Origin of the sequence: Pseudomonas sp. UBA5666 (genome assembly GCF_002420785.1) — a bacterium.
Classification (GTDB): domain Bacteria; phylum Pseudomonadota; class Gammaproteobacteria; order Pseudomonadales; family Pseudomonadaceae; genus Aquipseudomonas; species Aquipseudomonas fulva.
In genome coordinates this window covers 1-14,267 of the sequence record NZ_DIIQ01000041.1, presented here as the reverse complement: position 1 = coordinate 14,267, position 14,267 = coordinate 1, and the positions used below count along the sequence as shown (strand labels likewise).

Genomic DNA, 14,267 nt, shown 5'->3' with positions numbered 1-14,267 from the left:
ATACAAAAGCCGCAGCCACGCCGCTGGGGCCAGCCCGCCACGGGCACCGCTGATTTGCGTGCACCGCACCGCAACCAAGATCTACCGGCCATACTTCACAGATGGCCCTCGAGCAGGAGACTCTCACCATGCTGAGCTGGGACGAATTCGATAAAGAAGATGACGGCGAAGTCGCCGCCAAAGGCAACACCCCTGCGCAGGCTCACGCCGCCGCCACCCTCGACAAACTCGACAGCGCCGGCGGTGCCGCGGCCCTGGAAGCCCGCGCTGCCACGGCGTCGGACTCCGAGGCCGTCAAGCGCGCCAAGGCGGCCCTGGACGCCCTGGACGTTGCCGAAGGCCTGGCTGAGCTGGAAGGTTCCTCGGCCCGTGTGGCGGTGGATGAAAAGCGCATGATCAACTGCCGCGCCGACCTTAACCAGCTGGTGCCGTTCAAGTACGACTGGGCCTGGCAGAAGTACCTCGACGGCTGCGCCAACCACTGGATGCCGCAGGAGGTCAACATGACCGCCGACATCGCCCTGTGGAAGAGCCAGGACGGCTTGACCGAGGACGAACGCCGCATCGTCATGCGCAACCTGGGCTTCTTCTCCACGGCCGACTCGCTGGTTGCCAACAACCTGGCCCTGGCTGTGTACCGCCTGATCACCAACCCCGAGTGCCGCCAGTACATCCTGCGCCAGGCCTTCGAAGAGGCGATCCACACCCACGCCTATCAGTACTGCATCGAGTCGCTGGGCATGGATGAAGGCGAGATCTTCAACATGTACCACGAGATCCCGTCGGTCGCTAAGAAAGCGGCTTGGGGCCTTAAGTACACCCGCGCCATCTCCGACCCCGAGTTCAACACCGGCACCGTCGAGACCGACAAGGAACTGCTGCGCAACCTGATCGCCTACTACTGCGTTCTGGAAGGCATCTTCTTCTACTGCGGCTTCACCCAGATCCTGTCCATGGGCCGTCGCAACAAGATGACTGGCGTTGCCGAGCAGTTCCAGTACATCCTGCGTGACGAGTCGATGCACCTGAACTTCGGTATCGACGTGATCAACCAGATCAAGATCGAAAACCCGCACCTGTGGGATGCGGCGATGAAGGAAGAAGCCACCCAGATGATCCTGCAGGGGACTCAGCTGGAGATCGAATACGCCCGTGACACCATGCCACGCGGCGTACTGGGCATGAACGCGGCAATGATGGAGGACTACCTCAAGTTCATCGCCAACCGTCGCCTGACGCAGATCGGTCTGAAGGAAGAGTACCCAGGCACGACCAACCCGTTCCCGTGGATGAGCGAGATCATGGACTTGAAGAAGGAGAAGAACTTCTTTGAGACGCGAGTGATCGAGTACCAGACCGGTGGGGCGTTGAGCTGGGATTGATCTTCAAGGCGTAGGTGTTCACCTCCGGCTGAATTTTTTCACCAATACTAAACGTAGTCCTGATACTACAAGCGATGCTGATTAAGTGCACAATGCCCCGATGAGCTCATTGTGCACTTAATCCCTCTGAAATTTTTCTGATTCATCATCCACGCACCCCAGTTCGACCAGGAATAAGGAACGTAAGCGCGGTCCCGACATGCACCAGGCGAAGAAAGGTAACTCATATTTCTTCGCCATGAAGGCGCCTGTTAGTGCCGATGCCGAATCGGGCCTGGTTCACCCTGTACACGGTATAGCGGCGAATGTAGCCGCTGTAGCGTCATCTGTGGCGACCCGGGTTGTACCGGCTTGGGAAGCAGCCGAAGCCTGGAAGAAAGCCGGTGATCTGGCAGATCTGCGGCTGAAATCGATTCTTTCGTCAAACGATGAGCTTTGCGAGTGGGTACTAGAGCTTGTCACCTCTCCTGTCGCGTAAGGCCCCTGTGCGCCCTGCGCCGCAGTGATCAGAATGTTTCATTAAGCATTTCAGGATGTGTCCAGCATAATCGAGGGGATTGATCGTTCAACAACGAACAGATTCATGCTGGAGAACCGTCTATGCCTGCTTCGCCTCCCGCCCGGTCCAAGGCCGCGGCGGTTCTACGTGTCACATCTGGTAACTTCCTCGAACAATTTGACTTCTTCCTGTTCGGTTTCTACGCCACCCAAATCGCCTCAGCTTTCTTCCCAGCCTCCAGCGAATTCGCCTCGCTGATGATGACCTTCGCTGTGTTCGGCGCCGGATTCCTCATGCGGCCATTGGGGGCGGTAATTCTGGGCGCTTACATCGACGATGTTGGCCGCCGCAAAGGCCTCATCGTCACGCTGTCAATCATGGCTAGCGGCACGTTGCTCATCGTCCTAGTCCCCGGCTTCGCCACGATCGGCTATTGGGCACCCGCGCTCGTACTGCTTGGCCGCTTGCTGCAAGGCTTTTCCGCCGGTGCTGAATTGGGCGGGGTGTCGGTCTACCTAGCCGAAATGGCTACACCGGGTCGCAAAGGGTTCTATACCAGCTGGCAATCCGGCAGCCAACAGGTCGCCATCGTGGTCGCCGCCGCGTTGGGTTACGGACTGAATCAAAGCCTAGCGCCGGCCGAGATCAGCGAGTGGGGCTGGCGAATTCCGTTCGCCGCTGCCTGCATGATCATCCCGTTCATCTTCTTCCTGCGCCGTAACCTGCAAGAAACCGAAGCGTTCGAGAAGCGTCAGCATCGCCCGACCATGAAGCAAGTGATCGCTACCCTAGGCCGCAACTCATCGGTAGTCATCGCGGGCATGCTGATGGTCGCCATGACCACCAGTGCCTTCTACCTGATCACTGTGTACGCTCCTACCTTTGGTAAGACTGTACTCAACCTGAGCACAAATGACGCGTTGCTGGTGACGCTTCTGGTAGGCGTGTCCAACTTTATCTGGCTACCCATCGGCGGCACGCTCAGCGACCGTTTCGGTCGTAAACCAATCCTGATCGCCATGACCGTACTCACCCTGTTCACCGCTTACCCAGCACTGTCTTACCTGGCCCATGCGGCAAGCTTCGCGCACATGCTTGAGGTACTGCTGTGGTTCTCGTTCCTCTATGCGATGTACAACGGTGCGATGATCCCGGCGCTCACGGAAATCATGCCAGTCGAAGTGAAGGTAGCGGGCTTCTCCCTAGCCTACAGCTTGGCTACGGCCCTGTTCGGCGGTTTCACACCGGTCATGTCGACCTGGTTGATCCATGAAACCGGTGACAAAGCAGCGCCTGCTTACTGGGTCGCATTCGCTGCACTGTGTGCGCTGTGCGCGACGCTTGTGTTGTATCGTCGAATAGCAAGGAAGGACCGGGTTCCAGTTTGAACCATCCTGAGTCCGCTGTTCACCTTATAGTTGCAGCGCAAGTCATTATCCACTTTTAGTGATCACCACCCGGCTCCACCCGCTGCACGGCAACCTGCTGGCGGGTGGTCATGTCGGCCAGTATCACTTCCCCTTCCTGGTGCGTCGGGGTGATCATCAGCGAGCGGACAAAGTGCTCGTTGCCGCCCTTGCGCGCCTGTACATTCTCGAACGCCACGATGATCGTATCGTTGCGCCAGTTGTTGGTATCGAAGCCGCCTGCGGCGACGAACTCGCGGATGTCGCGCACGTCGTTGAAGGTGTTGGCCGGCAGTATCAGTAAGCGACCCTTGAGGAACACCTCGTAGTACTGGTGCGGGCCGGCCGGCCAGTTGTGGGCCACCACGTGTTCGATGCGCCAGTCGTAGACCGTGTTCTGATAAACCAGCACGCGCTCGACTTTTTGGCCGTTACATGCGGCAAGCCATGGCAACAGCAGCGCGGCGAGCCAGGTGCGTGTGAAGCGTTTGTTCATCCAGCGGCTTCCTTGCGTAATCTTTTGTGAGCATTGCGCGCTGGCGGGCTGCCAGCGAACAGTTCGGTACTTTACCAGACAGACCCACCCCGCCCATGGGCTGGGTAGCAGGTCAATCCAACTGTTGGGCCCTCAGGCTTTGTGCCAGCAGGTCGATGAAGGTCCGGACCTTGGTTGAACCGTATTTGCTCTCCCGATGCAGCACATGAATCGGCCACGGGGCTTCTTCGTATTCAGCCAGGATCACTCGCAGTTGCCCGCTGGCCAGCTCGTCAGCCACCTGGTAGGACAGCAGGCGGGCGATTCCCAGCCCGCCACTGGCGGCGGCAATCGCCCCGTCGTTGCTGGTGACGGTCAACCGTGGCTTGACCCGCACCAAGGTCGATTCGTCGGTCACCCCGAAGCGCCAACCAGCGCGCGGTGACAGGTCGGTGGTGCCAATCACCGCATGGCTTGCCAAGTCGGAAGGATGTTCGGGTGTGCCATAGCGGGCCAGGTATTCAGGCGAGGCGCACAACATGCGGCGTACCTTGCCCACGCGCAATGCCTTGAGGCCCGAATCGGGCAAGGGGCCGATGCGCACGGCCACGTCCATGCCCTCCTCGACCATATTCACGATGCGGTCCAGGAAGTAGGCGCTAATGTCGACCTCCGGAAACCGTTGCAAGTACTGCACGATGCACGGCATGACGAACTTCTTGCCGAACAGGCTCGGGGCGGTGATGGCCAGATCGCCCTTGGGGGTGGCGTTGATGCCGGCAGCGGCTTCGTTGGCCTCGTGAATGCTGGCGAGGATGTGCCGGGTGTCCTCCAGGTAGCGGCCGCCGGCTTCAGTCAGGCGCACACTGCGGGTGGTGCGCAGCGCCAGCTTGACCCCGAGTTGTTCCTCGAGGGCGACGACAGCACGGGTGACGGCCGCTGGGGAGATATCCAGGCGACGCGCAGCCGCGGCGAAGCTTTCCAGTTCGCCTACGGCGACAAACACCTTCATCAGGTGGATCTGGTCCATGCGGGCTCCTTGGGGTGGGAATGCAGGCATTATGTTTGATTCAAGGCGCTTGTGCTGCCTGTTCTGGCCGATCAGATATCAAGCACCAGCGCCTGCCCTGGCTCATCCACCTTCGCGGGCACCGCACAACAGATCAGCGCGCTCCCGCTCTGCGGCATTTCGCCTGGGAGGTTAGGGTAATGCACCTGGCCACTGAGCAACCGCGTTTTGCAGGTGCCGCAGGTTCCACCCCGGCAACTGAACTCCGGCGACAGGCCATGTGCCTCGGCCAACTCCAGCAGTGTGCCGCTGGAGGGTGACCACTGCGCCTGTTTGGCTGATGCCGCAAAATGGACCGCGACTGACTCGCTGGCAGCAGGCGGTTGCTGCAGGGTCGGCTGGCCGGCGTCGAAGTGGCGGCGAAGGCTAGACGGGCCGAACGCCTCGGCATGAATCCGCGTGTCCGGCACATGCAGGCCGCGTAGCCCCTGGTAGAGGTCCTGGGTGAAGCTGCCTGGGCCGCACAGGTAGAAATCGTAGTCATCCAATGTCAGTGTGGCTTTGACGTGCTCGATACTCAGCCGGCCGGCAAACTGATAATCACGGCCTGGCCGGGCGTGATCTTCGGGTTGGCTCAGGGTGCGGTGCACGTGCAGCAGCCCTGCGGCGTGGTGTTGCAAGTGGGCCAATTCCTTGGGGAATGCCAGATCAGCCAAGCTACGGGCGCCCTGGAAAAGATGAATGACCCGCGCCGGCCCTTGCTTCAACTGCTCGCGCAACATGGCCAGCAAAGGGGTGATGCCTACGCCAGCGCCAATCAGCACCAGCGGCCGAGTGCTGTTCAGATCCAGCGTGAAGCCGCCTACCGGCGGCCGCACCTGCAGCACATCGCCTGCCACGACGCGCTCATGCAGGTAGCGCGAAGCGGGCCCCTGTGCCTTGACGCTGATGCGCACATGGCCGTCGGAAGGCGCGCTGGACAGGCTGTAGGTGCGGATCAGCGGCTTATGCGGGTCCAGCGGGATTTGCACCGGCACATGTTGCCCTGGCGCGAACGTCACTGCGCTAGCGCCAGGCGGCTCGAGGTAGAACGAGCGGATATCACGGCTTTCCTGCTCCACCCGCACCACGCGCCAGGGTTGCCATGGCGCCTGTTGCGAGCGTTGCGACAGACGGCTCCAGGTGCCGGTCGCCAACGTGGTAGGCGCGTAGTCCTTGAATGCCCAACGCAGGCCAACTGCGCCCGGACGCCATACCACATGCTCGACCTCCAGCGTCCAGAGGCGCTCGGCGCCCTCGAACAATGGGATGTCGGGGCCGTCCAGCAGCAGCTTGGCACGCCCATACAGTTGCAGCACGTTGCCATTGCTGAAGTCGACGAACAGCAGCCCAGCACGGGGGTTTGCCAGCAGGTTGCCCAGAGTATTGAAGTGCAGGTTCCCGGCGTAGTCGGGGATGGTCAGGAGACTGCCTTCAACCCTCACGAACCCAGGTCGTCCGCCGCGGTGGGAGACGTCCACCGCTCGCTGGCCGTCGGCGTGCTCGACATAACTGGCGACGAAGAAGGTATCGGCTGCCTGAATCAGACTGACGGCATCGGCATCCAGCGCTGTGGAATCGATACGCCCTTGGGGCATTTGCGCGACCCGGGTGTAGTCGCGCCGTTGGATGTATTGCGGGCAGTTGCCGAATGACTGAGCCACAGTCACCTGCAACTGCTCATGGGTGGCCTGGTGGATGCGGCCGTTGAGACGGTTGCGCCGACGGGTGTGCAGTTCGATGCCCAACAGGCCGACTGCCTGCCCGGCGGCCAGCCCTGGCGTCGCCGGATCGTCGGCTGGCGGTTGGATATCGATTGTCAGCTCACGAGGATGGGGCGAGCGGATGAAACCTTCCGGCCCCTCCAGCAAGGTCGCCCACGGACGGCCCTGCGCGTCCACGCTGGCGGCAACAATGAACGGCAGCTGGTGGTAGAAGGCGCGGTGCTGATCGGGCATGTAGTCGCGAATGACCTTATGCCCCACCGCCTCCATGCGCGCTGCTACACCCACCTTTTCCTGCAGGGTTTTCTCGCCTGGGTGCCAGGGCGATGGGCGATGGTCGTGTATGTGCTGCATGGCGACGTCCTCGGGGGCGGTACGGTGTCAGGCGTTGGTCTGCAGCCCGATCTGGGTACGTGGCATGGCCACGAAGCCGGGCAACGCTTCGATTCGCATCAGCCAGTCGCGCACATTGGCATAGGGCTCCAGCGACACATTGCCTTCAGGTGCGTGGGCGATGTACGAGTAGTTGGCGATATCGGCGATGGTTGGCGTATGGCCTACCAGGAACGGTCTTTTGGCCAGTTCGGTATCGATCACCTTGAGCAGCCCATGGGCGCGTGCAATGACCTCGTCGGTATCGAATGCCGCACCAAACACGGTCACCAGGCGCGCGGCGGCCGGACCGAAGGCCAGCGGGCCGGCAGCCACCGACAACCAGCGTTGCACGGCAGCGGCTGCCACCGGATCTTCGGGCAGCCATGCGCCGCTGTCATATTTCTTGGCCAGGTACACCAGGATGGCGTTGGAATCAGCGATCACCGTGCCGTTGTCATCGATCACCGGCACCTGGCCGAAAGGGTTGAGGGCCAGGAACTCGGGTTGCTTGTGTGCGCCTGCTGCCAGGTCAACGAAAACCAGTTGGGTTGGCAACCCAAGCAGGGAAAGCATGAGCTCGATGCGGTGCGCGTGACCGGACTTGGGGAAGTTGTAGAGCTTTATTGGGGTGGACATCGGCATGGCTCCTGATCAGCGCCGGCATAGCGCTGGTAGAGCCATACTGCATGTATCGGTGCAGGAGCAGAATCAGCGCCTGGAGCAAGCCTCAATTTCGCTGGTCGAAACAATTGGCCTGTGTAGCGCTGGCTATAAAGGGTGATGCAGTGACCGGACACACGTATGTACCAAGCTCTGTGCGGCAGTGACTGCAAGGGCTTGTGTTTCAGGAATGACGGTTGTGGAGATAGAGCCGGTGCACAGCCTCTACGACGCGGGGAACTGTGGCTTGATGTTCCTCAGAGCTCATCTTATCGAGCAATGGAAAACTCTTCTCCTCGCCATGGAGCGCGATTGCATCGAAGTGATGTCGAAGCCCAGCAGGCAAAGGCGGCCACTGACCTACTTCTACCCCTTTCATGTAGCCAAAGCACCAGTCCTTGAGAACCACGACATCGCCGTCTGGAAATTCTCGTACTTCGAATAGCAGTTCAAGTTCATCGGTTGCCTGCGCAAGCATCTGCAACACACGGTTGTGGAACTTGATGAGTAGATCAAAATAACGCTGGCTCTGCGCCTTGCTTTTGAAATGAGGCAGCTCTCCCCCACCTACCACGGGTAGCCATTCGCTTGGGGGTACAACGCGCGGTGTGCTGCACAGCGCGTTCATGAAGCCGTCCAGCTCGGACAGGGTAAGTATGGCGTTGTCGTTACCGTGCTTGAACAACAACTCTCATTGCCTTACCGCTGCTGTGAATGAAATCGGTAAAGCTGGCGAACGGCATCGATGACGTGGGGCACGCACTGCTGGATATCCTGTTCGGACATCTGGTCCAACAGTTCGACGTTATCTTCCAGCCCATGCAGCGAGATGGTCTTGAGCAGCGCATCCTGTTCTGGAGGCAGAGCAGCCCAACCCGCGACTTGGGTGCCACGCATGTAGCCAAAGCACCACTCCTCCATGACGACTTCGGTCCCCTGGTCGCCCTCGCCTTGCTCGAAAAGCGGCTGGAAACCATCGACATTGTCTTCCAGGTCTTCGGCCACCTGACTGGCGTAGCGCAGCATCAATGCCGTATAGGCCTCTTCGTCAGCCAGCTTCTTGAACTTGGGAACATGACCGCCGGCTACTGCTGGCAGCCATTCCATAGGCTGGACGGTATTGGGTGAGCTGGCCAGGGCGGTGAAGAACCCGTTGAGCTCTGCCAGATTGATGACCGAGTAATCATTGCCGTAGACGATCAACATGTCTTCGAGGCGATTGAGCTCTTTTTCGGTAAGCGTGGGGAGCATCTACAGATATCCTGGCAAGTGAGACGTAGGGGTACACTAACATAGCCCTTCGTTAGAGAGGCCCACGCAATCCTCGTGTGGGCGACTCTGGATTCACGTTAACCAGCTTTCAAGACGATGCTGGTTGTTACTTGCGCACAATAGTCATAAAAGAATCCGACATTTGCGCGGACAAAGCCGGCCTGCCATGTGGATGCCTTTTGCTTGCAGGTCGATCTCACCCCCGACAAATCCATAAGACGCCCGCGCCGTTGAACCACTTCCGGTGCGGGTGGCGACAACTACCGGCAGCATGGGTGCAATGCGTCCCAAGGCTGTTGACCAGCTCTCGGATACATGACCTGCGCCAAAGCCGGCGATGACCAATCCCTCGTATCCAAGCTCCTTAACGGCCAGCAGAAGGTCTACATCGGCACTCAGGCATGATTCAAGCAACGCAACCCTGTGATCAGTACGAAAAGGTAACGGCAATGCTTCGGTTCGCTTGATTGCATGATGGTAAAGGACTGAACCCTCAATCAACATCCCCAGCGGGCCGTATCCAGGGGATTCGAAGGCCGACGCGGATAAGCTGGCTGTCTTACGGACTTGAGACGCGGCATGGACCTGATCCCCCATTACCACCAACACACCGCGGCCGCGACTGTCTCCAGCCAGGGCAACCTGTACTGCAGCAAGAAGATTGGCAGGCCCATCATGACCGGGCTGGCTGGCAGAGCGCATAGCCCCTGTCATGACCACTGGCGCATCGAATGGCCAAATCAGGTCAAGAAAATATGCCGTCTCTTCCAGGCTATCGGTGCCTTGGGTCATTACAATCGCTACAGCGCCGGCTTCTATCTGAGCTTTAGCCCACGCAAAAACATCGAGCAAGGATAAAAAACTCAGCGATGCACTCGGCAAGAGCGCCAATGTCTCTAACACAAGCAAAGCCATGTTTCGCAACTCAGGCACTTGCGCCACCTGCATACCGCAACCAAGCGCAGGTTTGACACCACCTGCCAGTGCGTCACTTTTCATGCTGACAGTGCCGCCCAGACTGGCAATCGCGAGCGTGGGTAATTTTTTCTGCGCAGTCATATTCTACCCCCAGTAATCAACCCGACGAGTGGCACAATTGTTAGAACACCAATTGCCATGGACGCAACGTTGCCGACGTAGCCATGCACGTAGGCTGGCAGTCGCTGTGTAATTGCGACAGCCAAAGGCGGTGCAGTGAGGGCCCCCAAGACTGAACTGGCGACTACGACCTGCCAACTGCCACCGTATACGAGCACGGCCGCCGGAACGATTGAGACGATGGGGATGTAGGTGGGATACCAGCCTCGCATCCGCCACTGTCCTCGCCAGAATAAAACTCCAGTGAGCGAGGCCAGCGCTTGACCGGCAATGATAGGAATCAGAAGCATCGACCCGTATACAGGCGCACCAGGCGCGAGCACGTAAGCTGCACCGACGCCCAGCAGTAGCCCAAGGCTGGCCAGTTCGTTACCGAAAAATGGGGCTTCTGTAAAATCTGCAAGTACACGGCGCATCACCCATAGTATTCCGTAGTCAGGTTGGCGGGCTTGTGCACGGGGAGCTGAGAAGTGCACAGACCGTACGAGTGAAGGAAACCGCTTGCACAGTATGAATGCCAGGATACTCGCCACGGCCATACCACTCACATTGCCCACTACGGCCGGCAATCCCAGTGGATAGCAGATGTAATTGACCATCAACAGGCTCGCCGGCGTTACAAGCACGGCACCAAGAACGGCTCCACTGATTGCGACCTGCCAGCCGCCCCCATACAGAAGCACCATTGCTGCCGGCAGGGATACAAAAGCAACGAAGGTTGGTTGCCAGATACCGGCGGTGAGCGTCCATCCCCACAGTAGATGGCTTAACAACAATCCAAACAACGAGCTGACGAACACCCAAGGCCACAGTCCACTTCCATAGCAAATGGCAAAGCCCTGCCAGCGATAACCACGCAGACCTGCCCAGTGCGCGAGGCATGCGCCAATCAGCAAGCCAAGCGCCGGGAGCTCGTGCTTGTAAAATACGACTTCGCTGATATCACCCGCTATCCATCGCAGTCGACTCAGTGGTTGTTCGAGGGTTGCAGTCAGCTGGCCGTAATCAAGCCAGTGGTTGGCTACGAGTGCTGTAGCCAACAGTATGAAAAGGCCGGCAAGTACGCAAAGCGCCGTGCGCTGAGAATCCATGAGTTGAACAGGGTTCATGACTCCTCCTCACCGGGGCATAGCTGCATGTAAACGATAACCAAGCGTTGCGTCATACATGTCGGTCCGGCGGTCACGCGGAAGATCGTTCAAACTGTTCCAAATTGGCGCGGAGCGTGCGCTGCTCAGGTCAATGTCAGCGTACAGAATCGTCTGCTCTTCCGGGCTTGCTACCTCACCAATCGGCCAGCCATGGGTTCCGACAATCATCGAGCAACCGAGGAATCGTCCGCCGCGTTCGCTTCCTACACGATTGGCCGCCGCGATATAGACATTATTCACGTGCGCAGCTGTCATGGTCAGATAATTGGCCATACAGCGGTCTGATGCATCGAAGAGAGGTGGCGGTGTCCAGACCCAATTATTGAGGCTGCAGATAAGGTCTACCCCCTGCGCAGCCATGATGCGCGGCACTTCCGGAAACCAGATATCCCAGCAAATCAGCAAACCTATCCGTCCAAGCGGCGTCTCGAATACTGGAAACCCGAGGTCACCGGGGGTGAACCACAATTTCTCCTGATTCCACAAATGCGTTTTTCGATAATGTCCAAGTAACCCGTCAGGTCCCAATAGAACCGCGCTGTTATAGAGTTTCATTCCCTCCTTTTCGACGAAACCGGCTACCACGTACACGTTGTAGTCCCTGGCCACCTCTGCCCATGCAGCAACACTTGACCCGTCTCGCAGCGTCTCCGCATGGGCGTAGGCCTCAGCGCGGGAGTTGAAGGTGTATCCGGTATTTGCCAGCTCCGGCAGCACGATTATGTTTGCTCCGGCTCTGATCGCTTTACGAGCAAACGCTAGCGTCTTAGTCAGGTTAGCGCTGCGCTGTTCAAGACCCACCTGAGGGTCGGACTGAACCACTGCAATGCGTACAGGGCTGATGGACGTGGGGATATCTGGCATGACAGCCTCCTTCTTGTGATTATTTTTGAAGGAGGCCAGTAGAGCGGGGTTTGATCTCGAGTTTAAAGCCAGGCAGTTCCTACACGCCCGTAGGATCAAGAGGACGATCGTGTGGGATTTTTCGCGGCAATATTTGCCTCCAGCGTCAACCCTCCGCTTGATAGTGAGGGTAGTGATCGAGGGTAAATCCACCATTGAACACGGCTGATGTGCGGTCGCAAATATTGATCACTGTGTCTAGGGCTGTACGCAGACAAGGCTCTGTCCAGCCAGCATCTACAGAAAATGATTCACCCGCCAAATATAATCCAGAATGAACACTAATATCGCGATTGTATTTCATCAACCCCATCGCCTCATAGTACGTGCCGGCCCGATAGAGTTTGGCACAACCCAACGCATTGCTGTCTGTTATCCAACGCTGAACTCGAACGTTTTGATGATCAACGTAGGGCGAAATAGGCTGGGCCACATTAGAGCAGCGGAGAAGGATACGATCTAATTCGGATAAACATTTACCAACCAATTCACCGTCGGAAAACGATGCCAACTTCGTGGCATCGTCCTCCCATGTGTAGCTAAGCAGAATACAATCATCAGGATAGGATTCATTATAGCGATAGGCGTACACATCATGCACAAAACTGTCGGTGATTAGAATCTGAGGAATAGATGATTGGCTACTTAGAAAGCTTTTTTTTAAAGGGGCATAAACCTTGCAGCTCGTTTCCCAATGAGCATGTTTCCAGGCGTCTATAATCCTTTGAGGTAACATCTCCTGGGTGAAGCCGCTTAGGTTCATATTGGTTTCGATGAGCCAGGAAGGCGTAGTCAAGATGACAGTATCGAAGTCCTCGTACGCCAACGTGCTCGTTTCAGGGTCACTGTGTAGCCACTTGTATCCAACTTGAATACGACCATTTTCTAGCTTCCGTAATGAGAATACGGAGCTGTCGGTCAGTAACCCATCCGGCCGCTGAACGAGGTGTTCATATAGTGATATGCCCCGTTCAGCGATGCTCATGAACATCAGACTCTCATCTAATGCAGCCAAACCGATGTAGCAGGGAGCTTGAAAACCTACCCCCTTGCTGTCTAACACCTTCTCAACCCCAAGATACGGTGCGGCATAGGGCTCACCTTCCCCATCGACGCGGCCGTGTACTAACTGTAGATGGCTGCTGAACCCAAATAGTGCTGTACGCAGCGGGTACAAACAGCATACATCATAGAAGGCGCCCCAGCTGCCATCGCCTATACCAATGGAATAGAAAATGGCGGACTCATCTGGACCCATGCCCAACCCGCCGAAGTCACCTGGAGTCGCGGGATCCCATGTGTCTCGCTCAGGCAGCCTAACAAGATCCCTGAAAGACATCTGATGGTAGTGCTCAACGATTGCAGACCATGCCTTAGGCCACTCGTGTGTTCCGTAGATCGAAGCGATATGAGCGGCAAAGCGCTGAGCAAATCGTTGCCATTTATCGAAGACCTGCTGAAGCATGGCGCCCGGTGGAGGCGATGCGCCTTCGGAATTTTTCCAAATTAAAAGCTTAGGATCATCTTCTGCATCGAGCTGGCCATTTCGTAAGTAAATTCCGGTTGCTTTAACCCAGGGTGTCCCAGGGTTTGGAAAAGGAGAGAGACGTAACTCAAACAGACTGGCGTAGTAGGCCATAAGAGAGCGTCCTTGCTGAGGTGTCTCGCCCGTTCTATTGAAAAATGGCATGCGCATAGCGCCCATTTCAAATGGCGTATTCTGTGCCTTATGATCGTTGGCGCGATTGGCAATTGTCAGATGGCGTCCACCTATACGATTGGACTGCTCAATCAAAGTCACGCGTTCAAAACCACATCGAAGTAACTCGCGTGCTGCAGTGAGCCCGGTAACACCGCCACCAACGATACAAATACGATGGGAGGGTTGAGTGGCTTGAGCCACACCACCCTGCTGCTCAACTACGCGACGGTAGTCAAAGCAGAGGTCAGGCGGATTAGGAAAACGGACCGCCCATGGTTCAAGACTGAGCGACGGGTCTATATCCAGATCTGCAGGGTGATTATGTGTTGAGCCGATGGTCATTATTGGACGCTCTCCTTGTTGGAGAGCGAAGGATGATTGTTCTGCTCAACCGGGCGGTGTTAACTAAATACAGCATCCTGCTCATAGCGTTGCCAAGGGCGGCGTGATGCATCTATATAGTTCACAACGGCGTCTATATTCAACTGCAGTAGTCGGGTCGTCCAGATTGAGAGAGCGTTAGTCAGAGCATCGAAAATATATTAATGCAAAAAGACAAAACCCCTACCTGC

The 14,267-nt window shown here is 57.6% G+C and carries 12 protein-coding genes and 1 pseudogene; 3 read left to right on the top strand and 10 right to left on the bottom strand.

Annotation, left to right across the window (positions count from 1 at the left end; genetic code table 11):
- Positions 1-128 precede the first annotated feature (128 nt).
- From B2Y33_RS17040 to B2Y33_RS17030, 3 genes and pseudogenes are all read left to right on the top strand, one after another.
- Complete coding sequence (locus B2Y33_RS17040) at positions 129-1,382, top strand: ribonucleotide-diphosphate reductase subunit beta (RefSeq protein ID WP_023536270.1); 1,254 nt, start codon at positions 129-131, stop codon at positions 1,380-1,382.
- 154 nt (positions 1,383-1,536) lie between these two features.
- Positions 1,537-1,701, top strand: a pseudogene (locus B2Y33_RS17035) (IS5/IS1182 family transposase); the annotation flags it as partial.
- 281 nt (positions 1,702-1,982) lie between these two features.
- On the top strand, positions 1,983-3,269 hold the full coding sequence (locus B2Y33_RS17030) for an MFS transporter (RefSeq protein WP_027914192.1): 1,287 nt from the start codon (positions 1,983-1,985) through the stop codon (positions 3,267-3,269).
- Between the two features lie 55 nt (positions 3,270-3,324).
- Here the strand turns inward: B2Y33_RS17030 and B2Y33_RS17025 are convergent, their stop codons facing one another.
- The 10 genes from B2Y33_RS17025 to B2Y33_RS16980 form a co-directional block, all read right to left on the bottom strand.
- The gene (locus B2Y33_RS17025; protein WP_027914191.1) at positions 3,325-3,783 is read right to left on the bottom strand and encodes a hypothetical protein; all 459 of its coding nucleotides are present in this window, start codon (positions 3,781-3,783) and stop codon (positions 3,325-3,327) included.
- A gap of 112 nt (positions 3,784-3,895) precedes the next feature.
- The gene (locus B2Y33_RS17020; RefSeq protein ID WP_027914190.1) at positions 3,896-4,792 is read right to left on the bottom strand and encodes a LysR family transcriptional regulator; all 897 of its coding nucleotides are present in this window, start codon (positions 4,790-4,792) and stop codon (positions 3,896-3,898) included.
- Between the two features lie 71 nt (positions 4,793-4,863).
- Complete coding sequence (locus B2Y33_RS17015) at positions 4,864-6,888, bottom strand: pyridoxamine 5'-phosphate oxidase family protein (RefSeq protein ID WP_206405717.1); 2,025 nt, start codon at positions 6,886-6,888, stop codon at positions 4,864-4,866.
- Positions 6,889-6,915: 27 nt separating this feature from the next.
- A complete protein-coding gene (locus tag B2Y33_RS17010) occupies positions 6,916-7,545 on the bottom strand; it encodes a glutathione S-transferase family protein (protein ID WP_027914188.1) in 630 nt (209 codons plus the stop codon).
- A 208-nt stretch (positions 7,546-7,753) separates the two neighbouring features.
- Positions 7,754-8,254, bottom strand: a complete 501-nt coding sequence (locus tag B2Y33_RS17005; RefSeq protein ID WP_241194937.1) for a UPF0149 family protein — start codon at positions 8,252-8,254, stop codon at positions 7,754-7,756.
- A gap of 14 nt (positions 8,255-8,268) precedes the next feature.
- A complete protein-coding gene (locus tag B2Y33_RS17000) occupies positions 8,269-8,820 on the bottom strand; it encodes a UPF0149 family protein (protein WP_206405719.1) in 552 nt (183 codons plus the stop codon).
- A 144-nt stretch (positions 8,821-8,964) separates the two neighbouring features.
- On the bottom strand, positions 8,965-9,900 hold the full coding sequence (locus B2Y33_RS16995) for an asparaginase (protein WP_206405720.1): 936 nt from the start codon (positions 9,898-9,900) through the stop codon (positions 8,965-8,967).
- A complete protein-coding gene (locus tag B2Y33_RS16990) occupies positions 9,897-11,048 on the bottom strand; it encodes a hypothetical protein (RefSeq protein ID WP_206405721.1) in 1,152 nt (383 codons plus the stop codon). Before B2Y33_RS16990 ends, B2Y33_RS16995 begins: the two co-directional genes overlap by 4 nt.
- A 9-nt stretch (positions 11,049-11,057) precedes the next feature.
- Complete coding sequence (locus tag B2Y33_RS16985) at positions 11,058-11,954, bottom strand: nitrilase family protein (protein ID WP_206405722.1); 897 nt, start codon at positions 11,952-11,954, stop codon at positions 11,058-11,060.
- Positions 11,955-12,099: 145 nt separating this feature from the next.
- Positions 12,100-14,037, bottom strand: a complete 1,938-nt coding sequence (locus B2Y33_RS16980) for a flavin monoamine oxidase family protein (RefSeq protein WP_196110484.1) — start codon at positions 14,035-14,037, stop codon at positions 12,100-12,102.
- Positions 14,038-14,267 lie beyond the last annotated feature (230 nt).